25 protein-coding genes are annotated in these 26,259 nt (G+C 60.7%); 22 read left to right on the plus strand and 3 right to left on the minus strand.

Features of this window, described 5'->3' with window-relative positions:
* The first annotated feature begins 61 nt into the window (after positions 1-61).
* From cobA to cbiB, 4 genes are read left to right on the plus strand one after another with little or no spacing between them, the layout of a single operon-like run.
* Complete coding sequence (gene cobA / locus FAA97_RS02160; RefSeq protein ID WP_425467403.1) at positions 62-913, plus strand: uroporphyrinogen-III C-methyltransferase; 852 nt, start codon at positions 62-64, stop codon at positions 911-913.
* Positions 910-2,202 (plus strand): cobyrinic acid a,c-diamide synthase CobB, encoded by a 1,293-nt coding sequence (locus FAA97_RS02165; protein ID WP_136596881.1) that lies wholly within the window; start codon positions 910-912, stop codon positions 2,200-2,202. The genes cobA and FAA97_RS02165 overlap by 4 nt, the downstream gene beginning before the upstream one ends.
* The gene (gene cobD / locus FAA97_RS02170) at positions 2,203-3,198 is read left to right on the plus strand and encodes a threonine-phosphate decarboxylase CobD (protein WP_136596882.1); all 996 of its coding nucleotides are present in this window, start codon (positions 2,203-2,205) and stop codon (positions 3,196-3,198) included. It begins immediately after the preceding gene.
* Positions 3,199-3,201: 3 nt separating this feature from the next.
* Positions 3,202-4,170 carry an adenosylcobinamide-phosphate synthase CbiB gene (cbiB, locus tag FAA97_RS02175; RefSeq protein WP_136596883.1) on the plus strand — a complete coding sequence of 323 codons (969 nt, stop codon included), beginning with the start codon at positions 3,202-3,204 and terminating at the stop codon, positions 4,168-4,170.
* 27 nt (positions 4,171-4,197) lie between these two features.
* Here cbiB and FAA97_RS02180 read toward each other — a convergent pair whose 3' ends face one another.
* The gene (locus tag FAA97_RS02180; RefSeq protein ID WP_136596884.1) at positions 4,198-4,932 is read right to left on the minus strand and encodes a Crp/Fnr family transcriptional regulator; all 735 of its coding nucleotides are present in this window, start codon (positions 4,930-4,932) and stop codon (positions 4,198-4,200) included.
* 188 nt (positions 4,933-5,120) lie between these two features.
* Here FAA97_RS02180 and hemN point away from each other — a divergent pair, with 188 nt between their 5' ends.
* The 8 genes from hemN to FAA97_RS02220 all read left to right on the plus strand — a co-directional run bounded on the left by hemN (position 5,121) and on the right by FAA97_RS02220 (position 13,010).
* On the plus strand, positions 5,121-6,470 hold the full coding sequence (gene hemN, locus FAA97_RS02185; RefSeq protein WP_136596885.1) for an oxygen-independent coproporphyrinogen III oxidase: 1,350 nt from the start codon (positions 5,121-5,123) through the stop codon (positions 6,468-6,470).
* 106 nt (positions 6,471-6,576) lie between these two features.
* Entirely contained in the window at positions 6,577-6,855 is a 279-nt protein-coding gene (locus tag FAA97_RS02190; protein WP_007760287.1) for an acyl carrier protein, read from the plus strand.
* A gap of 24 nt (positions 6,856-6,879) precedes the next feature.
* A complete protein-coding gene (locus tag FAA97_RS02195; protein WP_136596886.1) occupies positions 6,880-7,353 on the plus strand; it encodes a 3-hydroxyacyl-ACP dehydratase FabZ family protein in 474 nt (157 codons plus the stop codon).
* Between the two features lie 103 nt (positions 7,354-7,456).
* Positions 7,457-8,659 (plus strand): beta-ketoacyl-ACP synthase, encoded by a 1,203-nt coding sequence (locus tag FAA97_RS02200; RefSeq protein WP_136596887.1) that lies wholly within the window; start codon positions 7,457-7,459, stop codon positions 8,657-8,659.
* Positions 8,660-8,673: 14 nt separating this feature from the next.
* Entirely contained in the window at positions 8,674-9,963 is a 1,290-nt protein-coding gene (locus FAA97_RS02205) for a beta-ketoacyl-ACP synthase (protein WP_136596888.1), read from the plus strand.
* Between the two features lie 158 nt (positions 9,964-10,121).
* Positions 10,122-11,150 (plus strand): zinc-binding dehydrogenase, encoded by a 1,029-nt coding sequence (locus FAA97_RS02210; protein ID WP_136596889.1) that lies wholly within the window; start codon positions 10,122-10,124, stop codon positions 11,148-11,150.
* 5 nt (positions 11,151-11,155) lie between these two features.
* Positions 11,156-12,085 carry a lipid A biosynthesis lauroyl acyltransferase gene (locus FAA97_RS02215; protein WP_136596890.1) on the plus strand — a complete coding sequence of 310 codons (930 nt, stop codon included), beginning with the start codon at positions 11,156-11,158 and terminating at the stop codon, positions 12,083-12,085.
* 19 nt (positions 12,086-12,104) lie between these two features.
* Complete coding sequence (locus FAA97_RS02220) at positions 12,105-13,010, plus strand: PAS domain-containing protein (RefSeq protein ID WP_246041316.1); 906 nt, start codon at positions 12,105-12,107, stop codon at positions 13,008-13,010.
* A gap of 34 nt (positions 13,011-13,044) precedes the next feature.
* Here the strand turns inward: FAA97_RS02220 and FAA97_RS02225 are convergent, their stop codons facing one another.
* Positions 13,045-13,548 carry a hemerythrin domain-containing protein gene (locus tag FAA97_RS02225; RefSeq protein ID WP_136596892.1) on the minus strand — a complete coding sequence of 168 codons (504 nt, stop codon included), beginning with the start codon at positions 13,546-13,548 and terminating at the stop codon, positions 13,045-13,047.
* Between the two features lie 258 nt (positions 13,549-13,806).
* Between FAA97_RS02225 and ccoN the strand changes: the two genes are divergently transcribed.
* From ccoN to FAA97_RS02275, 10 genes are all read left to right on the plus strand, one after another.
* The gene (gene ccoN, locus FAA97_RS02230) at positions 13,807-15,447 is read left to right on the plus strand and encodes a cytochrome-c oxidase, cbb3-type subunit I (RefSeq protein ID WP_136596893.1); all 1,641 of its coding nucleotides are present in this window, start codon (positions 13,807-13,809) and stop codon (positions 15,445-15,447) included.
* A 14-nt stretch (positions 15,448-15,461) separates the two neighbouring features.
* Entirely contained in the window at positions 15,462-16,193 is a 732-nt protein-coding gene (ccoO, locus tag FAA97_RS02235; protein WP_136596894.1) for a cytochrome-c oxidase, cbb3-type subunit II, read from the plus strand.
* A 9-nt stretch (positions 16,194-16,202) separates the two neighbouring features.
* Positions 16,203-16,355, plus strand: a complete 153-nt coding sequence (locus FAA97_RS02240) for a cbb3-type cytochrome c oxidase subunit 3 (protein ID WP_136596895.1) — start codon at positions 16,203-16,205, stop codon at positions 16,353-16,355.
* Between the two features lie 2 nt (positions 16,356-16,357).
* Positions 16,358-17,224, plus strand: a complete 867-nt coding sequence (gene ccoP / locus FAA97_RS02245; RefSeq protein ID WP_136596896.1) for a cytochrome-c oxidase, cbb3-type subunit III — start codon at positions 16,358-16,360, stop codon at positions 17,222-17,224.
* 164 nt (positions 17,225-17,388) lie between these two features.
* Complete coding sequence (gene ccoG / locus FAA97_RS02250; protein WP_136596897.1) at positions 17,389-18,978, plus strand: cytochrome c oxidase accessory protein CcoG; 1,590 nt, start codon at positions 17,389-17,391, stop codon at positions 18,976-18,978.
* Complete coding sequence (locus FAA97_RS02255; protein ID WP_136596898.1) at positions 18,975-19,469, plus strand: FixH family protein; 495 nt, start codon at positions 18,975-18,977, stop codon at positions 19,467-19,469. Before ccoG ends, FAA97_RS02255 begins: the two co-directional genes overlap by 4 nt.
* Positions 19,466-21,781 carry a cation-translocating P-type ATPase gene (locus tag FAA97_RS02260; RefSeq protein ID WP_136596899.1) on the plus strand — a complete coding sequence of 772 codons (2,316 nt, stop codon included), beginning with the start codon at positions 19,466-19,468 and terminating at the stop codon, positions 21,779-21,781. Before FAA97_RS02255 ends, FAA97_RS02260 begins: the two co-directional genes overlap by 4 nt.
* On the plus strand, positions 21,778-21,933 hold the full coding sequence (ccoS, locus tag FAA97_RS02265; RefSeq protein ID WP_136596900.1) for a cbb3-type cytochrome oxidase assembly protein CcoS: 156 nt from the start codon (positions 21,778-21,780) through the stop codon (positions 21,931-21,933). The genes FAA97_RS02260 and ccoS overlap by 4 nt, the downstream gene beginning before the upstream one ends.
* Positions 21,934-22,027: 94 nt before the next feature.
* Entirely contained in the window at positions 22,028-23,449 is a 1,422-nt protein-coding gene (gndA, locus tag FAA97_RS02270; protein ID WP_136596901.1) for an NADP-dependent phosphogluconate dehydrogenase, read from the plus strand.
* Between the two features lie 459 nt (positions 23,450-23,908).
* A complete protein-coding gene (locus FAA97_RS02275) occupies positions 23,909-24,883 on the plus strand; it encodes a GGDEF domain-containing protein (RefSeq protein WP_168800893.1) in 975 nt (324 codons plus the stop codon).
* 16 nt (positions 24,884-24,899) lie between these two features.
* Here FAA97_RS02275 and FAA97_RS02280 read toward each other — a convergent pair whose 3' ends face one another.
* A complete protein-coding gene (locus FAA97_RS02280; RefSeq protein ID WP_136596903.1) occupies positions 24,900-25,928 on the minus strand; it encodes a LacI family transcriptional regulator in 1,029 nt (342 codons plus the stop codon).
* Positions 25,929-26,259: the final 331 nt, after the last annotated feature.

Raw genomic sequence — 26,259 nt, forward strand, 5'->3', positions numbered from 1 at the left:
TCGTGCGCATGTTTGATGCGCGACAATTGCATTTTCCGCGGGAGGGTCCTACAGCATGAGCATGGATGAACAGTCACGCCTTGCCCTGCCTGCGGCGCTTCCGGCGATCCAGCCCGGCCATGTCTGGTTGGCAGGTGCTGGTCCTGGCGATCCCGGGCTTTTGACCCTCCTTGCGGCCAAGGCGCTGAGCGAGGCGGATGTCATCGTGCATGACGCGCTGGTCAACGAAGAATGCCTGAAGCTCGCGCGCGCCGATGCCATGCTGGAATATGCCGGCAAGCGCGGCGGCAAACCGTCTGCCAAACAGCGCGACATTTCCTTGCGGCTTGTGGAACTGGCGAGATCAGGCCACCGGGTTCTACGCCTGAAGGGTGGCGATCCCTTCGTCTTCGGGCGTGGCGGCGAGGAGGCCATGACACTGATCGAACATGGCGTGCCTTTCCGTATTGTGCCGGGCGTGACTGCCGGCATTGGCGGTCTTGCCTATGCCGGTATTCCGGTGACCCATCGCGAGGTCAATCACGCCGTTACCTTCCTCACCGGGCACGATTCTGCCGGCGTTGTGCCGGATCGAATCGACTGGGATGCGATTGGTCGAGGATCGCCTGTCATCGTCATGTATATGGCGATGAAACATATCGGCCAGATCGCTGGCAATCTGATCGCCGCCGGTCGCCGCGCCGACGAGCCCGTCGCCTTTGTCTGCAATGCGGCGACCTCCGAACAGAGCGTCATGGAAACGACGCTCGGCCGTGCCGAGGCCGATATGCTCGCTTCCGGTATCGAGCCGCCTGCCATCGTCGTTGTCGGTGAGGTCGTCCGGCTTCGCGCTTCGCTCGACTGGCTTGGTGCTCTCGAGGGACGAAAGCTTCTGCCGGACCCTTTTGCCGAAGGCAGGAAACATAGCGCATGACAGGCCTGATGATTGCGGCGCCGGCCTCGGGCTCTGGCAAGACCGTCGTCACGCTGGGCCTGCTCAGAGCGTTCAAACGCAGCGGTATCGCCGTTTCGCCCGCCAAAGCCGGGCCGGATTTCATCGACCCCGCTTTCCATGCGGCGGCCTCCGGGAAGCTCTGCTGCAATCTCGATCCCTGGGCCATGCGTCCCGGCTTGCTCGGCGCGCTCGCCGAAGAGCTGCAAAGGGAAAACCTTGTGGTCGTCGAGGCGATGATGGGGCTTTTCGATGGCGCCGCCGATGGCAGCGGCAGTGCGGCCGATCTCGCCCAGCTTCTCGATTTGTCGGTCCTCTTGGTGCTGGATTGCGCAAAGACGTCGCATTCGATTGCCGCTGTCGTCAGCGGTTTCGCCGGATTCCGGCCCGGTGTCAGGATTGCCGGCATTCTCCTGAACAAGGTCGGCAGCGATCGGCACGAGCATATGCTGCGTCAGGCGCTGCAGCCGCTTGGCATTCCTGTCGTCGGCGTGATCAAGACTGATCCCGCTCTTGTCCTGCCCGAGCGCCATCTCGGTCTTGTGCAAGCCGGCGAACATGTCGCCCTCGACGCCTTCATCGAGCGTGCCGCGGATGCTGTGACGGCTGGCGTGGATCTGGAGGCGTTGCGCCATCTTGCAAACGGTGCAAAGCCCGCGCTCGCCAGCGCCAAGCCCCTGCCACCGCTCGGTCAGCGGATTGCCGTGGCACACGATGTCGCCTTCGCTTTCGCCTATCCGCATCTCCTGCGTGGCTGGCAAACGCAAGGGGCAGAGATCCGTTTCTTCTCGCCGTTCGCTGATGAAGCGCCAGACGATACGGCCGATGCGATCTTCCTGCCCGGAGGCTATCCCGAACTTCATGCCGAACGCCTGGCGGCTGCCGAAGGATTTCGACAATCCCTGACCGCTGCCGCTGCACGTTGTGTGCCGATTTACGGCGAATGCGGTGGTTACATGGTGCTGGGAGAAGGTCTGGTGGATGCACAGGGTACACGCCACCGCATGGCTGGCCTTTTACCTTTGGTTACCAGCTTCGAGATGCGCAAACGCCATCTCGGTTACCGCAAGCTCCGCTCGCTTGCGGGTGATATCCTGACGGGATCATTTCGAGGCCACGAATTCCACTATTCCTCGGCGATCTATGAAGGCGAGGCGGATCGGCTTTTCGATGCGCATGATGCGCTCGACCAAAGCCTGGGGACGTGCGGCTTGCGGCGCGGCTCGGTCTTCGGTTCCTACATGCATCTCATTGACAGGGTGGAGGCCTGAATGGCCGGACGTATCGTTCACGGTGGCGGTCTTGCTGCGGCGGCTTCTGTCTATGGCGGAGCGCCCGCCGACTGGCTTGACTTGTCAACCGGCATCAACCCCCACGCACCGGATCTCCCGACGCTTCCGATCCGGGTCCTGCAGCGGCTGCCGGATAGCGAACTGGAGGAGGCCGTGCGTGTTGCGGCCCGCCGTTTCTACCAAAGCGGTGCGCGCTTGCCTTTGCCAGTTCCCGGCACGCAATCGGTCATCCAGCTGCTGCCGCGGCTTGTGAAGACCGCGCGGTCCGTCGCGATCCTCGCCCCGACCTATGGCGAATACGAGCGCTGCTTGCGCGCCGCTGGGCTTGCTGTGGACCTCATTGCAGATCTCGATGAGGTCTGCGACCGCCATGGACTCGTGGTCGTGGTCAATCCCAACAACCCGACCGGACGTGTCTATGCGCCCGACGACCTGAAAGCCGTTGCGGCTCGGCTTGATGGCTGGGGCGGACTACTTGTCGTCGACGAAGCCTTTGCCGATCTTTCCCCAGAGATCAGCCTTGCGGCGAGCGAGCGCGCCAATCTCATTGTCCTGAGGTCCTTCGGGAAGTTCTTCGGCATGGCCGGCATACGCCTCGGCTTCGTCATTGCCCGCGATGATGTGGTAGCGGCATTTTCCGATTGGTTGGGGCCATGGTCTGTCTCCGGGCCTGCGCTGTATTACGCAAGCCATCTGATGACGCGGGATCCAGAACAGCTTCGCGCCGCAATCCGGGTCCGGTCGGAAGCGCTTGCAAGGGTCGTTTTATCAGCAGGTCTTGAAGTGCGTGGGGCAGCGGGTTTGTTCACTCTCGTGACGCTTCCTGACGCTCAGAGATTGCATGAGCATCTGTGTGTAAACCATATCCTCACAAGAAAATTTGACTACTGCGATACATGGTTGCGCATCGGCCTTGCGCCGGATGCAGATGCCGACGATCGTCTGGCCGCAGCGCTTTCAACCTATGTCCGGTGACGCATGACCACCCTTGCCATTCTCGCCCTTGGCCTTGCGATGGACCGTGTAGTCGGTGATCCCGACTGGCTGTGGAGGCGGTGGCCTCATCCCGTCGTCTTCTTCGGCAAGGCGATCGAGATCTGTGAGAGACGCCTCAATCGGGAAAGCCTCAGTTTCGCGGCGCGGCGGCGCAATGGTGTTGTCACTGCAATTGGCTTGCTTTGCCTGGCGGCCGTCACAGGCTTTGCCATAAAGGTTCTGTTGCGCGAACTCGGCCTTCTGGGGTTCTGTCTCGAGGCCATCGTCGTCGCGATCTTCCTTGCCCACAAAAGTCTGGCGGACCACGTGATGGCGGTCTATCGCGCGCTCAGCAGCGAGGGGCTCGATGCTGGTCGTCGGGCGGTCTCGAAGATTGTCGGGCGTGATCCCGCCGCCTTGAACGGGTCGGGCGTGGTGCGGGCTGCAATCGAAAGTCTGGCGGAAAATTTTGCCGATGGCGTCGTTGCGCCGGCCTTCTGGTATGCCGTCGGCGGCCTGCCGGGTCTGCTCGCTTACAAGATGTTGAACACGGCGGATTCGATGATCGGTCACAAGAGTGATCGCTACCGCGCCTTCGGCTGGGCGGCAGCGCGCCTGGATGATGTCGCCAATTGGCCCGCAGCCCGGCTCTCGGCTCTCTTGATCGCCGCCGGGGCACTGGTCAGCATAGGCCGATCGGCGGCCCGGATGTCGCTGTCGGCGGCCTTGCGCGATCACGGTTTGCACCGCTCTCCCAATTCGGGATGGCCAGAGGCGGCCATGGCCGGCGCGCTCGACCTTCAACTCGCCGGACCGCGGATCTACGCGGGCGAGAGGGTCAGTGAACCGATGATGCATGCAGCGGGCAGGGCAGAGGCGACGACGGCTGACATTGAGCGGGCCGTCAGCATTTTTCATGCTGCCTGGGCGTCAATGTTTACGCTTGTTGTCATCGTCGCGGTGACGATCTGATTCGTTTCGCTAAAGCTGACTGCCGCTCTACCAGTCCGAATCGATGCCCGCTGCCTGGCGCAGTTGCTCCAAGCGGGACACGGAGACATGACGGTTGTTTTCGATGGTGATCACGCCTTCCTTGCGCAGCTTCGTCATCTGGCGGCTTACCGTCTCGATGGTGAGGCCGAGGAAGTCAGCGATGTCAGCGCGTGACAGGGGCAGGTCGAAGTTCTGCTGGTCACCCTCTTCCGGGTCGATATGCGTCGCGATCAGGTAGAGGAAACTCGCAACCTTCTCCTGGGCGGTCTTGCGGCCCAGGGTCAACATCCAGTCCCGCGCCTCATCCAGCTCTTTCAGCGACTGGCTGTGCAGTCGCCGCTCGAATTCCGGTACCTCGTTGAGCATGCGGTCGACAACGTTGCGGGGGAAGCAGCAGATCTCCATGTCTGTCGCGGCCTCAGCCGTCATCGTGCTCTCGCTCTGGAACGGGCGACCAAGGAAATCCGGCGCGAATTGCAGGCCGACGATCTGCTGGCGGCCATCCGCCATCATCTTCGACAGCTTGATCACGCCTTTCAAGATGTTGCTGTAGGTGCCGACGCTTTCACCCTGGCCAATCACCTCATTGCCGCACCCGATCTGCTTGCGGAAGGAGTGCTTGTTGAGTTCGATAAGCTGGCTTGCGGTGAGGGCTGAACACAGGCCGCCATGGCGTGCCTCGCAGGAGCGGCAGACCACCGGAGCCTCTGCTTCGGGCTGTGGTTTGCGATAGGTATCCATTGTCGCTATCCCGTTGCTCGGCGGCTCAAACGGCACGCACATCCGCCAATCGATTGCACGAAAATTGCTGATTTGAAATGGCTGGTCTTGTTTATAAGCCTATCATCGAATTGATCGAAGTCAAAGGCGAATGCGATGGGGAACGCTATCATGGGTCGCAATTCAATCAATTCTGGACGCCGCTCATCATGCAAAATACACTTCTCGCCAAGTATTCCGGTGCGGTGCCACGCTATACGAGTTATCCGACGGCGCCACACTTCCACGAGGGCGTGGACTGCGGCATTTATGCGCAGTGGCTCGGGGCCTTGGGGGAGGGGCAGAAGCTCTCACTCTATCTGCACATTCCCTATTGCGACCGTCTCTGCTGGTTCTGCGCCTGTCATACCAAGCATACGCTGAAGTACGAACCTATTGCCAACTATCTGGAATCGCTGAAAAAAGAGATCGTTGCGGTCGGGGCGAAAATCGCGCCCGGCGTCGAGGTCTCGGCTGTTCATTTCGGCGGTGGATCGCCCACCATGCTGAAGCCCGAAGATATGGTCGACCTCATACGGGCGCTGAGGGCTGCCTTTCGCTTCGCTGCGGATGTTGAGGTCAGCGTCGAGATGGATCCGAATGATCTTGATGAACCGCGCTACGATGCGCTGGCCCGGATCGGCATGACGCGTGCCAGCCTTGGCGTGCAGGATTTCCACCCTGAGGTGCAGAAGGCGATCAACCGCATTCAGACCTTCGAGCAGACAAAGTCGGTGGTGGATGCCGTGCGGGCGCGTGGTGTCAGCTCGGTGAATTGCGATATTCTTTATGGCCTGCCGTATCAGACCGAGGCAACGCTGGCCGAGACCGTCGATGCCATCCTCTCTCTTAAGCCCGACCGGATCGCGCTCTTCGGTTATGCGCACGTGCCATGGATGAAGAAGCACCAGACGATGATCCCCGAGGCGGCATTGCCAGGACTTCAGGAGCGCTTCGACCAGATGACCTTTGCGGCGGAGAGGCTGATTGCGGCCGGCTACGAGGCGGTCGGCATCGATCATTTCGCTCTTCCGGGCGACAGCATGGCCGTTGCGGCGCGGACAGGGCAGCTGCGCCGCAATTTCCAGGGATATACGGTCGATGATGCCGATGCCCTGATTGGCCTTGGCGCATCCTCGATTGGTCAGTTGCCGCAAGGCTATGTGCAGAACATGCCGGCAACCGGTGAATATCAACGCATGGTCGATCAGGGTGGGCTGGCGGCTGTCCGCGGCATCGCCGTGAGTGAGAACGACCGGATGCGCCGTCGCGTGATCGAGGAGATCATGTGTCGGTTCCGCCTCAATTTCGACGCGCTTCGCCAGGAGTTTCCCGCCGGCATTGGCGCTGTCATCGAAGAGGCCCGACAGTTTGCCGCAAGCAATAGTGACGGCATCTGTGAGTTTATCGACGGCAATTTTGTCGTCACGGAGCTCGGTCGCCCCTTTGCCCGCACCATTGCTGCCGTCTTCGATGACTATCTCGGCAATGGTAAAGGCCGCCACTCGGTTGCTGTTTAAGCAACACCAAAGGGGCAAATGATGCAGTTGCGAAAAACGGCCATTGGCATTTCTGCGTGTTTTCCTTATGTGGAACACAGAATTCGAGACTTATGAGGTACCGAGCGTGACCGCTACATTTGACAAAGTTGCCGACATCATTGCTGAAACCAGCGAAATCGACCGCGAGACGATTACGCCGGAAAGCCACACCATTGATGATCTTGGCATCGACAGCCTCGACTTCCTCGACATCGTCTTTGCGATCGACAAGGAATTCGGCATCAAGATCCCGCTTGAGCAGTGGACGCAGGAAGTCAACGAAGGCAAGGTTTCGACCGAGGAATACTTCGTCTTGAAGAACCTCTGCGCCAAGATCGACGAACTCAAGGCCGCCAAGGGCTGATCCGCCACGCGGCGGAGACACCGTATGCTGCTTGAATATTTCCAGATGATTGACAAGGTCGAGAGCGTGGATCTCGGCCTTGGTCGTTTGAAGGCCACCTCGACCGTTCCGATGGAAAGCCCTGTTTTTGAAGGGCATTTTCCCGGCATGCCGCTCGTACCCGGCGTTCTCTTGATCGAGACCATGGCGCAGGCCTCCGGCATGCTGCTGCTTGCGGTCAAGGACTTCGACGCCATGCCCTTCCTGATGTCGGTGGATGGTGCAAAGATGCGCACCTTCGTCGAGCCCGGTGCCGTGCTCGATATCGAGGCGGAGCTGGAGCACGACGGTTCGGGCTTTGCCGTCACCAAGGCGCGGATCACCAGTGGCGGCAAGAAGGTCTGCGATGCACAGCTGAAGCTTCGCACCATGCCGTTCTCCGAAGTGCCGCTCGCGCCGATCGTGCGCAAACGTGCCGAAGAAATCGGGCTTCTTGCGGCAATGGCTGCCGGAGCCTGAGCTTTGTGCAGATCGCCAGTGTGCGATCTGCTCTTGACCTTGGGGGCTTATTCGGGAAAACCCGCTTTTGACGTCGGCAGGGCTGCCGGCGAGAGGATTGCTTATGGTCAAACAGCCGAATGATGTGGTGATTACCGGTATCGGTATTGTCACCTGCCACGGAACAGGCAAGGAGCCGCATATTGCGTTGCTCTCGGGACCTGCCGCACCGGAACCGGTGCTCGAAACCGACAAGTTCAAGCCCTATATCGTGCATCCCTTGCCCGAGATCGACTGGTCCGAGCAGGTTGGTCGCAAGGATCAGCGCCAGATGGAAAACTGGCAGCGCCTCGGCGTCTTTGCCGCCGGTCTTGCGCTCGATGATGCCAAGATGAAGGACGACATGGATGCCTGCGGCTCCATGGACCTGATCGTGGCGGCCGGGGGTGGTGAACGTGATATCGCGGTCGATAGCCTGATCGTCGACGAGGCCCTGACGCGCAATGATCGTGAACGTCTGCTGATCGAAAAGCTGAAGACGGAACTGCGCCCGACGCTGTTCCTCGCCCAACTTTCGAACCTGCTCGCCGGCAATATCTCGATTGTCCACAAGGTCACCGGATCTTCGCGCACCTTCATGGGTGAGGAATCGGCCGGCATTTCCGCCATTGAAACAGCCTTTGCCCGCATCAAGGCCGGCCAGTCGACGCACACGCTGGTCGGTGGCGCCTTTATCGCCGAGCGTTCGGATATCCTTCTCCTGGTCGAGGGCATTCGTGCCCACCAGACGGATGCGTTCCAGCCCCTCTGGTCCCGTGATGGCTCGTCCGGTGGCGGCATGATCTTGGGAACCGTCGGAGCCTTCCTCGTTTTGGAATCGCGCGAGCACGCCGAAGCCCGTGGGGCGCATATCTACGCCGTGCTTGATGCGGTCGAAGGCGACCGCGGAAACCGTGATGGCGGCGGGTTGGAGCAACGCCTCAATCGGATCGCACCGGAAGCGGGCGCACTGTCTGCCGCCGATACTGTGGTCTTCTCTGGCGCATCCGGCATGGCTGACCTCACACAACGTGAGAAAGCTGCCCTCGAGGACCGGTTCGCCGGAATGCCTTTGCGTGGCTATGGCGGCGTGATTGGTCACTCGCTTGAGGCGCAGTTCCCGGCGGGCTTGGCACTCGCCGCTCTTGCTATCGATTCCGGCGCAATTGTTCCCGCCTTCGATGCTCAGAACGAGATCGCTCAGGCCTCTCCGGCAAAGCATGCCATCGTGTCCACCGTCGGCTATATTCGCGGCGAGGGCCTTGCGGTCCTGTCGGCCGACGTTTGAACAAGGAAAGATCCATGACCGAAACCCGCTTCAAGGATCATCTCGGGCGTCCGATCGTCGCCGTCACCGGCATGGGCGTCATCACTTCGCTCGGCCAGGGACTTGCCGACAACTGGGCAAGGCTGACTGCCGGTCAGTCCGGCATTCACTACATCAAGCGGTTTGAGACCGAGGGGATGTCGACACGCATCGGCGGCACCGTCGATTTTGTCGCGGTGCCGGCCAACAATGCCGTCGAACGCTCCTTTGCCCTGGCGCGCGAAACGACCATCGAGGCGCTGGCCCAGGCCGGCATCAACGGTGATTTCGCAGGCCCCCTGTTTCTCGCAGCCCCGCCTGTCGAGCCGGAATGGCATGACCGCTTCGCGCTTGCCGAGCGGGCGCCGGCCTCCACCGAGCCGGGTGATGCCTATGTCCGTTTCCTTGCCGCCATGCGCGAAAAGCCGGACCCGGTCTTCCTCGAAGCCGTGCAATTCGGCTCTATCTCCGAGCGTCTCGCCGACAAGTTTGGAACGCGCGGCCTGCCGGTCACCCTGTCGACGGCCTGCGCTTCGGGTGCAACCGCGATCCAGCTCGGCGTCGAAGCCATTCGCCAGGGCAGGACGGACCGCGCCTTGACGGTCGCGACCGATGGTTCGATCAGCCCGGAATCCGTGATCCGCTTTTCGCTTCTGTCCGCACTTTCCACGCAGAACGACCCGCCGGAAAAGGCATCCAAGCCGTTTTCCAGGGAGCGCGACGGTTTCGTCATTGCCGAAGGTGCGGCAACACTCGTGCTGGAATCGCTGGAGTCAGCCGTTGCGCGTGGCGCCAAGGTGCTTGGCGTGATCAAGGGCTGCGGCGAAAAGGCTGATCATTTTCACCGTACGCGGTCTTCCCCGGATGGCGGTCCTGCCATTGCGACGATCAAGGCCGCCCTTGCCGATGCCGGTCTCGGCGAAGATGCCATTGGTTATATCAATGCCCATGGCACATCGACTCCGGAAAACGACAAGATGGAATATGGCGCCATGCTTTCGGTCTTCGGTGACCGGCTGAAGGATGGCATTCCCTGCTCGTCGAACAAGTCGATGATCGGCCATACGCTGACGGCTGCCGGTGCGGTGGAGGCCGTGTTCTCGATCCAGACCATGCTGACCGGGACAGTGCCGCCGACGATCAACTACACCAACCCTGATCCGTCGATCGTCCTGGACGTCGTGCCGAATGTGAAGCGGGAGGTGTCGGTTTCGGCCGTTCTCTCCAACTCCTTCGGCTTTGGCGGGCAGAATGCCAGCCTTGTCATGACGCGGGAACCGGTCTAAGGCCTCAGCCATCCAATCGGGACGTCATCCTCAAGCTGCTGGCAGAGGATGACGCACGTCGCAATAATAATAGGCTCGGCAGAGACCCGGGAAACTCCGGGTAAGACGGAAGCGTGACGACGCCCCAAGTGCCACGAAGCCCAGTTAAGGAACCTGTCATGCGCGCATTGCAGCTCGTCGAAGACCGCAAGCTTGAGATCGTCGATTTGCCGGAGCCGGAGGCTCCAGGTCCCGGTGAAGTGACGCTGCGGGTCAAGGCCGTGGCGCTGAACCATATCGATGTCTGGGGCTGGCGCGGCATGGCGTTTGCCAAGCGCAAGATGCCGCTCACCATCGGTGCGGAAGCTGCGGGCGTGGTTGAAGCCATCGGCCCGGGTGTTTCGAATGTCCTGCCGGGCGATCTCGTTTCTGTTTACGGCGCGCGCATCTGTGGTCGCTGCAAGCCCTGCCGTGAGGGTCGCGACAATCTTTGCGAACATGTCGGCGGCGTGCACGGCTTCCATCTGGATGGCTTTGCCCAGGAAAAGATGAACATTCCGGCCCGTCAGCTGGTTCCGGCCCCTCCGGGCATCGATGCGGTTGCCGCCGCGCTCGCACCGGTCACCTTCGGCACGGTCGAGCATATGCTTTTCGACAATGCCAAGCTGGAACCTGGTGAAACCATCCTCGTCCATGCCGGCGGCTCCGGCATCGGCACGGCCGCGATCCAGCTTGCCAAGAAGATCGGCTGCACCGTCATCACCACAGTCGGCTCCGACGACAAGATCGAAAAGGCCAAGGCGCTGGGTGCTGATCACGTCATCAATTACCGGACCGACCGCTTCGAGGGCGTTGTGCGCAAGCTGACCAAGAAAAAGGGCGTCGATGTCGTCTTCGAACATGTCGGCAAGGACACCTGGGCCGGTTCCATGCTCTGCATGAAGCGCGGCGGCCGTCTGGTCACCTGCGGCTCGACCTCGGGTGTGTCGACCGACATCAACCTGATGATGCTGTTCCAGCAGCAGCTGAAGCTGCTTGGCTCCTTTGGCTGCCGTATGGAAAACATGGCCAATGCCATGCAGAAGATGGCGCGTGGCATCGTGCATCCCGTCATCGACACCGAAGTCGGCCTGGAAGACATCGATCGGGCGCTCGAGCGCATGGAAGGGCGGCAGATCTTCGGCAAGATCGTCCTCAAGATGGACTGACGCCCGTGCAGATGGTGATCACCCGCATCGTGCTGGCGCTGAGGAATCTCTACCACTGGCTGGTCGCGCAGGCGGCTTTCGGCTTCCTCACGGTCCTGAAGATCCTGCCAGCCGATGCCGCGATCAACTTCGCCGATCGCTTGATGCGCTGGATCGGGCCGAAGACGAAACGTCACAGGCTGATGCAGGTGAACCTGCGCAACGCCTTTCCCGAGAAGTCGGACGCCGAACGGGACGAGATTGCGCTTGCAAGCTGGGGCCATATGGGCCGGCTCGTGGCCGAATATGTCTTCCTCGACCGTCTCTTCGATTTCGATCCGGACAAGCCGGGCGAGGGCAGGGTAGAGGTCTCAGGTGTCGAGCAGTTTCTCGATCTGCGCGACAATCCTCGTCCCTTCATCGTGTTCACAGGCCATACTGCGAATTTTGAGCTTCTACCGGTTGCGGGTGCGGCCTTCGGCCTTTTCGTCACGGTACTCTTCCGGCCGCCGAACAATCCGTATGTTGCCGAAAAGGTCTTCAACTTCCGACGCAAGCGAATGGGTGATCTTGTTCCTTCGCATGCCGGTTCGTCCTTCGCTCTCGCTCGCCAGCTTGAAAAGGGCGGCGGCGTGGGTGTGCTGGTGGACCAGAAATTCGGAAAAGGCGTCGAGACGCAGTTCTTCGGTCAACCAGTCCGGACCAATCCGCTGCTTGCCAAATTGGCCCGACAATTCGAATGCGAGGTTTATCCGGCGCGTTGCATCCGTCTTCCCGGCAATCGCTACAGGCTGGAAATCGAATCTCGCATTGAGTTGCCACGCAATGCCAAGGGTCAGATCGACGTCAATGCGGCATCGCAGCTGCTGAATGACAAGGTCGAGGCCTGGGTTCGCTCGTATCCCGAGCAGTGGCTGTGGTATCATGACCGCTGGAATATAAAACACACTATCTAAAGATAGCTCTACTTTAACAATGACTTATACCCGGACGCGCCATCACGGCCGCCCGGGTATTTTTTGGGCTGGATGCTCGAAAAGCGTGCGCAGCGTTGAATGTGATGTCACCTCATGTTACGCCGATATTGGGTGTAATTGTGATTGGGTCAATTTCTCGATCACACCCAAGTCTTGTGAGGTGCATATGTCGGGCAATACCCAAAATGCCAATCTGCTTTACCTGTTCGAGGAAGTTTCTTCGAAAAACAGGGCGTTGCAGCTGGCTGTGCATGATGGTGACGACGCGCTGGTTTCGGCGCTGGATCGTGAAATCCATCCATTGATCACCGAAATGGTCAACCACAAGGCCAGTGATCCCGATCAGATTTACCTCCAGCTCAGCCTGTTGACGCGCCTGCTGCGCGAAGATGCAGATGATCGTTCTTGTGTCCTGCGTCATGCCTCGATGCTGGCGATCCTGGTGGAGCGCTATTTCGGCGGTCACCTGTCGCAGGCGCCTGTGGAGGTTGCTCCTGCTTCCGCGCGTGACGTCGTCGCTGATCTTGCGGAAGACGAGCATCTGAACGAGGTCATCCTCGATAACATGCCTGACCGGGTTGCCGTCGTAACCCGCGATTACCGTTATGTTTTCGCCAATCCTGCGATGGCGGCCATGCTTGACATGCGCGAAATGGATCTGATTGGTCGCAGCGTGTTCGAATGCTGTCTGGTCGAGGACAACGAGACCCAGATGCGCGCCACCCTGGAGCGTGCTTTGTCCGGGGCAAGCGGCGAGTTGACGAGTTCGTTTCGTCGTCTGGATGGTTCACTGATTGAGCTGAAAGGCCGTTATGCGCCGCTCAAGGCAAAGCTCGGCGCCATCAACGGCGTCGTCCTGACATATTCCGATATCGTCAGCGCAAGCGGCGGCGCGAGTGCCTAGCCACGGCCGGTCGGAGACCTCGGGCAGGTCTCCGTCACGTCAAGCCGACCGGCGGATCGTCCGTCAGATCGCGCAACAGAAACTCCCTTTCGAACGCGATATGCCGCCGCAATCCTTCAAAGAAACCCCGCAGCATATAGCCGACGGCTTCCATATTGACGGGAGCGCCTGAGCCCAGCTTCAGGAGCGCGTCGGTCAGTTCCTCGGCAAAGCATTCGTCTTCGCAATGCTCGAATTTCAGTCGTTCAACCGTGGCATCCATCTGGTCCGACCGGGCATCGGCCAGCAGCCGTGGAAAGACGACCGATTCTTCAAACTGATGGATTCCCTTGATCAGGGGGCCGAGTGCCTTTGCGGCATAGATGCATTTTTGCCGATTGATGGCAGCCGGCAGCGAATCGGCAATATCCTCAAGCTCTGAGCAGAGGGAAAGCTGTTCGTTGTGCGCACGCGCCAGCCAGGCCAGATCGCGCCCGGCGCCCGGAACGCCTTCATTGGCCTTGGTGATGAATGCCGGATTGTTGGCATTGTTCAGCATCTTGCAGTTCTCCTCGTCGGCGAGGTCCTCCGAATGAGCCAGCGCGCAGTCGCCTCGCAACGCTACGGATTGGTTCGGGGGAGGTGACAATGCACATCTTCGCCACAGTCTCACAGCTTGGCGATTTTCAGCCTGCCCGCATTGATTTGGATCAAGGTGGCTTGCGCCCTCCGATGCGAGAAGAGCATTCGACGCGAAGGGATTCCTTGACCAGGACCCTGCGCGAAGACATCCGCAAGACGTTGGGGGATACCAACAATGAACTATACGTTTGAAACCCTGGTGATGGCGCTTCTTGCCTTCGCCGCGCTGCTCGGAGTGGCTTTTGCCCACGACAGCCTTTTTGCAGCCCATATGTGGGTTGCGTTTTTCGTGCTCGCGGGGGGCACGGTCGTCATGCTCCGTCGGATGCAGTTCGCGCCGACAAAAGCGTCGGCGCCTTCCGGCCAGCCCAAGGCGCTGCAGTCGGAATATTTCGATGATGTCGTCAGATACGGCGTCATCGCCACCGTCTTCTGGGGTGTCGTCGGCTTCCTCGTTGGTGTGGTCGTTGCGCTGCAAATGGCTTATCCCGAGCTCTATATCGAGCCTTGGTTCACCTTTGGCCGGCTTCGTCCGCTCCACACCTCCGCCGTCATCTTTGCCTTCGGCGGCAATGCCTTGATCGCCACCTCCTTCTACGTTGTCCAGCGCACGTCGCGGGCCCGTCTGTTTGGCGGCAATCTCGGCTGGTTCGTGTTCTGGGGCTATCAGTTCTTCATCGTCATGGCCGCGACCGGCTATCTGCTCGGCATCACGCAGGGCCGTGAATATGCCGAGCCGGAATGGTATGTCGATCTCTGGCTGACGGTTGTCTGGGTGGCCTATCTGATCGCCTTCATGGGGACGATCCTGACCCGCAAGGAGCCACATATCTATGTTGCGAACTGGTTTTATCTGTCCTTCATCGTGACCATCGCGATGCTGCACATCGTCAACAATCTGGCGATGCCGGTGTCCTTCCTGGGTGTGAAGAGCTACTCCGCCTTCTCGGGCGTGCAGGATGCGCTGACCCAGTGGTGGTATGGCCACAACGCGGTCGGCTTCTTCCTCACCGCTGGCTTCCTCGGCATGATGTATTATTTCGTGCCCAAGCAGGCCGGTCGTCCGGTTTACTCCTACCGCCTGTCGATCATCCACTTCTGGGCCCTGATCTTCATGTATATCTGGGCAGGTCCGCACCATCTGCACTACACCGCGCTGCCGGACTGGGCGCAGACGCTTGGCATGGTGTTCTCGGTCATGCTCTGGATGCCCTCCTGGGGTGGCATGATCAACGGCCTGATGACGCTGTCGGGTGCCTGGGACAAGATCCGTACCGACCCGATCATCCGCATGATGGTCATCGCCATTGCCTTCTACGGCATGTCGACATTTGAAGGTCCGATGATGTCGATCAAGGCCGTGAACTCGCTCAGCCACTATACCGAATGGACCATCGGTCACGTGCATTCGGGTGCGCTTGGTTGGGTCGGCATGATCACCTTCGGTGCCGTCTACTACCTGACGCCGAAGCTGTGGAACCGCAATCGCCTCTACTCGCTGCAGCTGGTCAACTGGCACTTCTGGCTGGCAACGCTTGGCATCGTGGTCTACGCCGCCGTGCTCTGGGTCGCCGGTATCCAGCAGGGTCTGATGTGGCGCGAATACGACGATCAGGGCTTCCTGGTCTACTCTTTCGCCGAATCCGTCTCCGCGATGCATCCCTACTACGTGCTGCGCGCGATCGGTGGCGCCATGTATCTCCTGGGTGGCATCATCATGGCTTACAACGTCGCCATGACCATCCTCGGCTACGAGCGCAAGGAGGCATCGGTGGCTGGTTCGCCAGCGCCTGTTGCCGCCCAGCCTGCTGAATAAGAAGGAAGGCTCACATGTCCATTCTTGATAAACACGCAATCCTCGAGAAGAACGCGAGCCTTCTCTTCCTCGGTTCGCTGGTGGTCGTGACCATCGGCGGTATCGTGGAAATCGTGCCCTTGTTCTACCTCGAGAACACCATCGAAAAAGTCGAGGGTATGCGGCCTTACGCACCGCTCGAACTGGCAGGGCGCGACATCTATATCCGCGAAGGATGCTATGTCTGCCACAGCCAGATGATCCGTCCGTTCCGTGATGAAGTGGAGCGTTACGGTCACTACTCGCTGGCTGCGGAATCGATGTACGACCATCCGTTCCAGTGGGGATCGAAGCGCACCGGGCCGGATCTCGCCCGGGTCGGCGATCGCTACTCGAACGAGTGGCATGTCCAGCATCTGTCCGATCCGCGCTCGGTCGTGCCGGAATCGATCATGCCGGGCTACGCTTTCCTCAAGGAAACGCCGCTCAAGATCACCAATGTCAGCATGATGCTTCAAGCCAACCGCACCGTCACCGTGCCCTATACGGACGCGATGATTGCCGAGGCTGAAGCCGACCTGAAGGCGCAGGCCGATCCGAATGCCGATACCACCGGTCTCCTGGAGCGCTATCCGAAGGCCAAGGTCGGCGATTTCGACGGTGATCCTGCCAAGCTGACCGAGATGGACGCGCTTGTCGCCTATCTCCAGATGCTCGGCACGCTTGTCGATTTCTCCACCTATGACGATGCAACCGGTTACCGCTGAGGTCTTGTCATGGAAACCTACACTGCATTGCGCCAGTTCGCCGACAGTTGGGCCCTGCTTGCCATGGTCGCCTTCTTCATCGGCGTGATTGCCTTCACCTTCCGGCCAGGCGGCAAGAAGATTGCCGATGATGTGGCCCAGATCCCTCTCAAGGAGGACTGACTATGGCTGATAAAAAACATATCGACGAAATCAGCGGCGTCGAAACAACCGGCCATGAATGGGACGGGATCCGGGAACTCAACAACCCGATGCCGCGCTGGTGGGTCTATACCTTCTACGTGACCATCCTTTGGGCCATCGGCTACTCCGTCATGTACCCTGCCTGGCCGCTGTTGACCGATAATACCAAGGGCCTGCTTGGCTATTCCAGCCGGGCAGAGGTCGCCCAGGAACTGGAAGTGGCCAAATCGGCGCAGGTTGCCTATCTCGACAAGATTTCTGCCGCTTCGCTGCAGGACATTGTCGCGGATCGTGAACTGGCACAGTTCGCCGTTGCCGGTGGTGCTGCCGCCTTCAAGGTCAACTGCTCGCCCTGCCATGGTTCTGGCGCTGCCGGCGGTGCCGGTTATCCCAACCTCAATGACGACGACTGGCTCTGGGGCGGCGATCTCGACTCGATCCACACCTCGATCACGCACGGCATCCGCTACGACCAGGATCCGGACACCCGGATTTCGGAAATGCCGGCCTTTGCCGACATCATCGACGGGGAGCAGATCAAGCAGGTCGCGGCCTATGTGGTCAGCCTCTCCGGAACACCGCTGGACGCGGCCATGGTTGAGCCGGGGCGTCAGGTCTTTGCCGATAACTGTGCTTCCTGCCATGGCGAGGATGCCAAGGGGATCAAGGACATGGGCGCGCCAAATCTGGCCGATGCCATCTGGCTGAAGGCTGAGGGTGAGGCCCAGATTGCCGCCCAGATCCGGCAGCCGAAGCACGGTGTGATGCCCGGCTGGGGCGCGCGTCTTGGCGATACCACCGTCAAGCAGCTGACTGTCTACGTCCATTCTCTGGGCGGCGGCGAGTAAGATCCGGACATCTTGAGGGGGCGGCCACACCGATCAGGTGCGGTCGCCCTTTCGTATAGTGTATATCCTATCTATTGCGGCGCTTTGCCGCTGCTTGACATAAGTCAAGGTGCGCTGGTGCCGGGGATGGGACAAGACGAGCATCAGAAATAGGTTCTCGTGCCATGAATGTGCAATTAAATGAGTCGCAGGCTGCCCAGGAGGCGGGAGACGTCGAGCGTCTGAACGCCGAACCGGTCATGTCGGCGAAAAAACGACAGCCGCTCTACGAGGCACGCAAGAAGATCTTTCCCAAGCGTGCCGAAGGCAAGTTCCGTCAGTTCAAGTGGATCGTCATGGCGATCACGCTCGGCATCTACTATCTCACACCTTGGCTGCGGTGGGATCGGGGCGCATTTGCGCCGGACCAGGCCGTGCTCATCGATCTGGCGAATCGCCGCTTCTATTTCTTCTTCATCGAAATCTGGCCACAGGAGTTCTTCTTCGTCGCCGGGCTTCTGGTCATGGCGGGGTTCGGCCTCTTCCTCGTCACCTCTGCCGTTGGGCGCGCCTGGTGTGGCTATACCTGTCCACAGACGGTCTGGGTCGATCTGTTCCTCGTCATCGAACGCATCATTGAAGGCGACCGGAACGCCCGGATCAAACTCGACGCGGCCCCATGGAGCCTCGACAAGCTCTGGAAGCGTGTCTCCAAGCATGCCATCTGGGTCATGATCGGCGTTCTGACCGGCGGTGCCTGGATTTTCTACTTTGCCGATGCGCCGACATTGGCGCGTGATTTCGTCACCGGCAATGCGGATCCTATCGCCTACATGACGGTCGCTATCCTCACCGCCACCACCTATGTCTTCGGTGGCCTGATGCGCGAGCAGGTCTGCATCTACATGTGCCCATGGCCGCGCATTCAGGCCGCCATGCTTGATGAAAATTCGCTCGTCGTCACCTATAATGACTGGCGCGGCGAGCCACGCACCCGGCATGCCAAGAAGGCGGCGGCAGCCGGCGAGAGCGTCGGCGATTGTGTCGATTGCAATGCCTGCGTCGCCGTCTGTCCCATGGGCATCGACATTCGCGACGGTCAGCAGCTGGAATGCATCACCTGCGCGCTCTGCATCGACGCCTGCGATGGCGTGATGGACAAGATCGGCAAGCCGCGCGGCCTGATCGCCTATGCGACGCTTGATGAATACCAGTCGAACATGGCGCTTGCGACCAATGGCGGCACGACGGCAATCGAGCCGGCGAGGGTGCGCAATGCCGATGGCAGCTTCTCGGACAAGGTTCGCCACTTCAACTGGCGCGTCATTTTCCGCCCCCGGACCCTGCTTTACATGGGTGTGTGGACCGCCGTCGGTATCGGATTGCTGCTTGCGCTACTTGGTCGTGACAGGCTGGAGCTCAATGTCCTGCATGATCGCAATCCGCAATATGTGCTGGAATCCGACGGCTCCATCCGCAACGGCTATACGCTGCGCATTCTCAACATGATCGCCGAACCACGCGACATCGAGGTTGCCATCGAAGGCCTGCCGGATGCGGTTCTCAAGGTGAACGGCATGGACGGTGTCAGCGGGCAGCGCTTCACCGTCTCCGTCGAACCTGACGAAGCGACGACACTCAAGGTCTTCGTCACCATGGCCGGCGACAAGGTCACAGACGACAACCAGGATCTCCGCTTCATCGCAACGGATGCCGGCGGAAGCGAGCAAGCCGTCTACGATGCAGTCTTTATCGGCCCAGGAGCCAAACGATGAGAACGAATACGGGCAAGTCCTTCACCTTTACCGGATGGCACATGCTGGCCATTATGGTGGCTTTCTTCGGCGTCATCATCAGCGTCAATGTCACGATGGCCTATCTTGCCTCGTCGAGTTGGAGCGGTCTGGTGGTGAAAAACACCTATGTCGCGAGCCAGCAATTCAACGGCAAGACCGCAGCCATTCGCGAGATGCTGGCCACCGGGATTGAGGGGGATCTGAGCGTCAGTGCAAGCAGTATCCGCTATCGTCTGACATTGCCGGGCGATCAGCCGGTTGTTGCAGACAGCGTGCTGGCTCACTTCAAGCGTCCTGTCGGGACGGTGCAGGACTTTGAACTGCAGCTGACGCCGGCGGGCGACGGCCTTTATGTGGCCGAGCGGGCGATAGACAGCGGTAGCTGGATTGTGGAAATTCAGGCCGTCAAGGATGGCAAGCTGGTCATGCATGAGGCGGAGCGCATCACCGTTTCGGGAGAGCAACAATGAGCTGCTGCGCAGCAGGCACAGAGGGTGCACTGGACCTCGACCGGGCAGGACGCTCCCTGCCATCAACGGAAGAACTGCTGTTGTCGAGCCGGTCCGTCGGGCCAGGCTTGCTGCAAACGGATCTATCCGTGCCGGAGGTCCACTGCGGCACCTGCATCACCACGGTCGAGGGCGTCTTGAAGGCCCTTCCGCAGGTGGAACGTGCGCGAGTGAACCTGTCGACCAAACGCGTTTCTGTCGTCTGGCGTGAAGCCGTTGATGGCGTGGCCGTCGATCCTGTGACCATACCGCAGGCGATTGCGACCACCGGCTATAGCTCGCACCTGTTCACGGCTGCCGAAGAGGCCTCGGATGCGCTTCGCAATCAGCTGATCCGGGCGGTTGCCTTGTCGGGTTTCGCTGCCACCAATATCATGCTGTTGTCCGTCTCGGTCTGGTCGGGAGCGGACGCGTCGACGCGCGATCTCTTTCACTGGATTTCGGCTTTGATCTGCGCGCCCGCGCTGATTTATGCCGGCCGCTTTTTCTACCAGTCCGCCTGGAATGCGCTGAAGCACGGTCGCACCAATATGGATGTGCCGATTGCCATCGGTATCACGCTTTCCTACGTCGCCTCGCTCTGGGAAACCATTCATCACGGCCCACATGCCTATTTCGACGCGACTGCATCGCTTCTGTTTTTCCTGCTGATCGGTCGCGCGCTTGATCACGTGATGCGGGACCGGGCCCGGTCGGCAATCAGCGGCCTGGCGCGGCTGAGCCCCCGCGGCGCGCTTGTGCTCAACGTCGACGGCAGCCGCGACTATCGTTCCGTCGAAGAGATCAAGGTTGGCGATCTGATCTCGATTGCCGCGGGTGACCGCATCCCAGTCGATGGCATCGTCACGTCCGGGGTGAGCGATCTCGATATGTCGATCGTCAATGGCGAAAGCGCGCCCGTGCCTGTCGAACCCGGCGCAGCCGTCCAGGCGGGAACGCTGAGCCTGACGGGGTCCCTGACGATCCGGGCGACGGCCACGGCGCAGAATTCCTTCCTGGCCGAGATCATCCATCTGATGGAGGCCGCCGAAGGGGGGAGGGCGCGCTATCGACGCATTGCCGACCGCGCTGCCCAGTTTTATTCGCCTGTCGTGCATCTGCTTGCCATCACCGCCTTCTTTGCCTGGGGGCTGTCGAATGGTGACTGGAAACATGCGATGATGGTCGCGATCGCCGTTCTCATCATCACCTGCCCCTGCGCGCTCGGGCTTGCCGTGCCGGTGGTCCAGGTGGTCGCGGCAGGACGGCTGTTCAAGGCGGGCATCATGGTCAAGGATGGCTCGGCCATGGAGCGGCTTGCCGAAGTCGATGCCATCGCCTTCGACAAGACGGGTACCCTCACGCTCGGACGTCCCCGTCTGATCGATGCCGAGTGGATCGATGGTGGGGCCTTTGCAATCGCAGCTGGTCTTGCCGGCCATTCGCGCCATCCCTTGTCCAGCGCCCTGCGCCGGGCCTATGGCGGTCAGCCGGCCGCCTTTGACGGGGTGCGTGAAGTGCCGGGCGCTGGCGTCGAAGCTGTGACGCCCGAGGGACACTGGCGCCTGGGCAATCGCCGTTTTGCATGCCCCGTCAGCGACGCCAGCACGGCGCCGGGCGAAGATGTGCCGTATTCGGAAGTTGTCTTGTCCCTCAATGGCGATCAGCGTGCGGTCTTCCTGTTTGAAGACATGTTGCGGCCGCAGGCGAGAGAGGCCATCGAGACGCTGCAGCAGGAGGGGTTTGATCTCACCATCCTGTCTGGCGACCGGCCGGCGGTGGTCAAGCGGTTGGCATCTCAACTCGGAATCGCGAAGTGGAGGGCAGCGCTTTCGCCGCGCGACAAGGCGGACGCCTGCGCCACTGAAAACGGTGAGGCGCATCGGCTGCTGATGGTCGGCGATGGGATCAACGATGCGCCAGCGCTGGCTGCCGCTCATGTCTCGATGGCACCTGCAACGGCTGCCGATGTGGGGCGCCAGGCCGCCGACTTCGTCTTCATGCGCGATGGTCTTGAGGCCGTGCCCTTTGCCATTGAAGCCTCCCGCCGCTCCGGGCGCCTGATCCGCGAAAACTTCGCGCTTGCCATCGGCTACAATGTGATTGCCGTGCCGATTGCACTTCTCGGCTATGCCACGCCGCTGATTGCCGCGGTCGCCATGTCGACCTCCTCGATCATCGTTGTGGTCAATGCGCTCAGGCTGAACCGCTTGTCCCTGCCGCCAACGGTGGCGCAATTTTCCAACACGGGTGGTGCCGAGGCCCTTGGCACATCACCGAGGCTTGCCGCATGAACATGCTCATCTACCTCATCCCGATCGCGCTCATCCTTGGCGGGCTTGGCCTTGTCGCCTTCCTCTGGTCGCTCAAGAGCGGCCAGTACGAGGATCTCGACGGGGCCGCCTGGCGGGTGATCAGTTCCGACGACGACCACCCGGGCCCCTGACACTGCGTTTACCGTTCGGTCAAATTTCCGGCTTGCCGCCGGTCCTCACGAATGCGAAAAAGCCGCATCCTGAAATGCATGCGGAGGTCTCATCGTGCAGCAAGCGGAAATCGGTCTGATCGGTCTCGGGGTCATGGGCTCCAATCTTGCCCTCAATATTGCCGAGAAGGGCAACCGGATCGCGGTGTTCAACCGCACGCCGGCACGCACGGACGAGTTCCTCGGCGAGGCGGGCGATCTGGCCGGGCAGATCATCGGCTGCCACACGATCGAGGAGTTCGTCGCCGCCATCCGCCCGCCACGGCCGATCATCATCATGATCAAGGCCGGCGAGGCGGTCGACCAGCAGATCGCAGCGCTCATGCCGCATCTCGCCAAGAACGACATCATGATCGATGCCGGCAATGCCAATTTCCGCGACACGGTCGCCCGCTTCGAGCGCCTTGCCGGCACCGACTTCACCTTTATCGGCATGGGGGTCTCCGGCGGCGAAGAGGGGGCGCGCCATGGTCCCTCGATCATGGTCGGCGGCACGGAAGAGAGCTGGAAGCGCGTCGAGCCGGTGCTGACCTCGATTGCCGCCCGCTTCAATGACGAGCCCTGCGTTGCCTGGCTCGGCACGGATGGCGCGGGCCATTTCGTCAAGACGATCCATAACGGCATCGAATATGCCGACATGCAGATGATTGCCGAGATCTACGGCATCCTGCGTGACGGCCTGAACCTGTCGGCGCCCGAGATCGGCGAGATCTTCGGCACTTGGAACAAGGGCCGCCTCAATTCCTACCTGATCGAGATCACCGAGAAGGTGCTGAAGGCGACCGATCCGGAAACCGGCACGCCGATGGTCGATGTGATCGTCGACGCCGCCGGCCAGAAGGGCACCGGCAAGTGGTCGGCGATCGAGGCGCAGAACCTTGGCGTGGCGGCCACCGGCATCGAGGCGGCGGTCGCCGGCCGCGTACTCTCGTCGCTGCGCTCGGAGCGCCTCGCCGCCGAAAAGCTGTTCGGCCTGCCGGCCCTGGCCGAGGCACCCAAGGACCGCGCCGCCTTCATCGCCGATCTGGAAAACGCCCTGCTTGCCGCCAAGATCGCCGCCTATGCACAAGGCTTTGCCGTGATGTCTGCCGCGTCTGCCGAGTTCGGCTGGTCGCTGCCCATGCCGACCATTGCCCGCATCTGGCGCGCCGGTTGCATCATCCGCTCGCAATTCCTCGACGAGATCACCTCGGCCTTCACTAGGGATCCTGGTGTCGCCAATCTCGTGATCACACCGGCCTTCTCGGCCATGGTCAAGGAAACCGACGGGGCGCTGCGCCGGGTCGTCTCGCATGCAGCCCTTTCCGGCCTGCCGGTTCCGGCCCTTTCCTCGGCGCTTGCCTACTTCGACACCTACCGCCGCGGCCGCGGCACCGCCAACCTGATCCAGGCCCAGCGCGACTTCTTCGGCGCCCATGGCTTTGATCGTCTTGACGGCAAGGACATCCATCATGGCCCATGGGCCGGCCAGTTCTAGGCGGGCGCACGCATAGACTGACAGCTTCACCGAACCCGGCATTGCAAAACATGCCGGGTTTGTTTTTGACCTCTTGCCATGTGTCCCGGCCATAAGCAGGATCCCGGGGAAAATTGCCGGTCCCCTTATCTTGGGGAGAGACGATCCTGGCAATTCCGTTGGATAATCCCGCATCGCGCGTGTATTCGTTAAAATGCACGCGATGCAATTAGGCCCATGTTAAGGGGGCTGACCTAGCGTCGCATGGCGATTGTGCATTCATCGCCTTACAGGTCTCGGTTGATGTTTCAGGTATTTTCCCCGTCGTTGCTTCTGGCAAATTTCGCCGTTCAGGCCCTTTTTAGTCTGGTGTTTCTGCACGCCTATCGGCGGGAACGGCAACGCTTTGAACTCGTGCAATGGGCTATCGCAGCAGGGATAGGCGCGTTGGGTATGCTTCTCTCTCTATGGGGGCATCCCGTGGCCACGATCTTCGGCGAGGGGGCGGTGCTGTGGTCGCTGGCGCTCTCCTGGCAGGCGCTGTGCAGCTTTGATCATCGCGCTTCGCGCACCGTCGTGGCCGCCATCGGGCCGGCACTTTACATCCTGGCTTCGGCAAGTTTTGAAAGCTTTGCCGAAGGGGCATCGGCGCGTCCGCTGCTGTTTGGCGCCGTTGTCTTGGTCTATTGCGGCCTGATCCTGCGCGAACACTGGATTTCATCAAAAACGGAAAAGCTTGCAGGCCGCGCGATGGTCGTGGGTTGGTTTGCCCTGCATTTCCTCGCTGGCCTTGTCTGGACCTTTGCGGGTGACGCCTTTGCCATCAAGCCCGGAACGCAGTCCGTCTTCACCGAAATCCTGGCGCTCGAACTGCTGCTCCACGCTGTCTTCGGCAATCTTGCCGCCTTTGTCATGATCAAGGATCGGGTTCAGCTGCAAAACGAATGGAGTGCAGCGACCGATGTGCTGACGGGCTTTGTCAATCGACAGACCTTTCTCGGCATGCTGCAGACCTTGTCGCACAAGATCCGCGGCGAGGGGGCCTTCCTCTATGTCGATGTCGACCACGTCAAACGCATCAATGACCGCTTCGGGCATTCCGGCGGCGACGAGGTGTTGAAGACCTGTGCCGAGCTGATGGCGCAGGAACTGCCGAAGAATGCGCTGATCGGACGGCTCGCAGGCGCAGAGTTTGCCGCCTATGTTCCCGATTGCGACATCGAGGGGGCCGAGGATCTGGGGCACGCCATTTGCGAGACGGTGGCGCAGCAGATGTTCTTCCTCGGCAACGAATTCGTGAGCGTGACCGTCAGTGTCGGTGTGGCGCATGGCCTCATGCAGGTGACACCGGACGAGCTCCTGAAGCGGGCCGATGTCGCGCTGCACACCGCCAAGGATCGTGGCCGGAACGCCGTTGTCGTCTGGGATACAGGGCTCGCACCCCAACCCGTCTGACGCTGATCGCGGACCCTCAGTCCCAACGCGGCTGGCTGAGGCTCTGCAGCAGCGAAGGCTCGATGCCATCGATGCGGGCAATCACAGCCTTGGCCAATTCGCGGCCGGCCTGACGGACGTCTTCATAGGCCGTGATGATTTCGGGGCGCACCCATTTGAGGATGGGAATGCCTTGCTTCGCAACCATATCCACCTCGTGGCCTACCCGCATGCCCGCCGCTTCGATGCCGGCATTGGCGGCGATCGCGCTGCTGCCGGAGGCGAGCACGATGCCATCTGGCGCGCCTGGTGCACTCATCAGCGCTTGCATCGTCGCGCGGACCTCTTCCAGCGAAGCGTCGAGGTCGACGGAAAGCGGCACTTCCTGGGCTCCGTGGCGCGCCAGCGCCTGCATGAAGCCTGCGCGCATATGGCTGAAATAGGTCAGTTTGCTGGGCGGTGGCAGAAGCGCAATGCGGCGCCTGCCGCGCGCAACGAGGCGGTCGACCGCGCCCTCGCCAAAGGCTTCGTTGTCGAAGTCATGAAAGGGGTGCGGCTCGGCGAGGCGGGTTCGGCCATGGGTGGCGAACGGCATGTTGCGCTCCATCAGCAGGCTGACCCGCGGGTCATCCGGCTCCATGCGCGAGATGATCACGCCATCCGCCGATCCTGTATCGAGGATATAGCGCACCGGTGCCATCGGGTCCTTGGTATGCGCGTGCGGCGTCACCACGATGTGGTAGGGGGTGCCGGACAAAACTTCCGAAATGCCGACGACCATCTGATTGGAGAAGCCGAGGATCTCCTCGTCGATGCCAAGCACCAGCGCAATGACGTTGGTCTTGCCGGTGCGAAGGCGCACGCCGGCGCGATTGGGCTGGTAGCCGAGTTGCCGTGCTACCATACGCACCCGCTGCTTAGTCTCGGCGCCGATGTCCGGCGCATCCTTCAGGGCGCGCGACACCGTCGTGATGCCAAGACCCGTCATGAAGGCAATCGTCTTCAAGGTTGGCCGTTCGGACGTCGCAGCCCCGTGCTGTCCGCCGCGTTCCTGCTGTTCTGTCATGTCGCCCCGCACTTGCTTCCGTCCGCTTATAGTCGCTGCGACGGCGACTGCAAACCGACATCTGAGCGCCTCCTCCCGGCGCCTGGCTGAACAAATCTGAAACGATACAGGTGATTTGTCGAGCATTTTGTTTTGCTGCTTCAGCGTGCAGACGCAGCCACCACACTCGATCACCCCAAAAAATGAGAGGTGCAGCATATTGATGCATTGCGAAAATATTATCGAAATATCTCTTCGCGATGTTGAAATGATAGGACAAAATCCCTGTGCGACGCAAAATAATTCTGTTTTGAGGTTGGTGTGTGATGGCCGTGAATTTGGTGGCCCGGGC

The organism is Peteryoungia ipomoeae (assembly GCF_004912165.1).
GTDB lineage: Bacteria > Pseudomonadota > Alphaproteobacteria > Rhizobiales > Rhizobiaceae > Allorhizobium > Allorhizobium ipomoeae.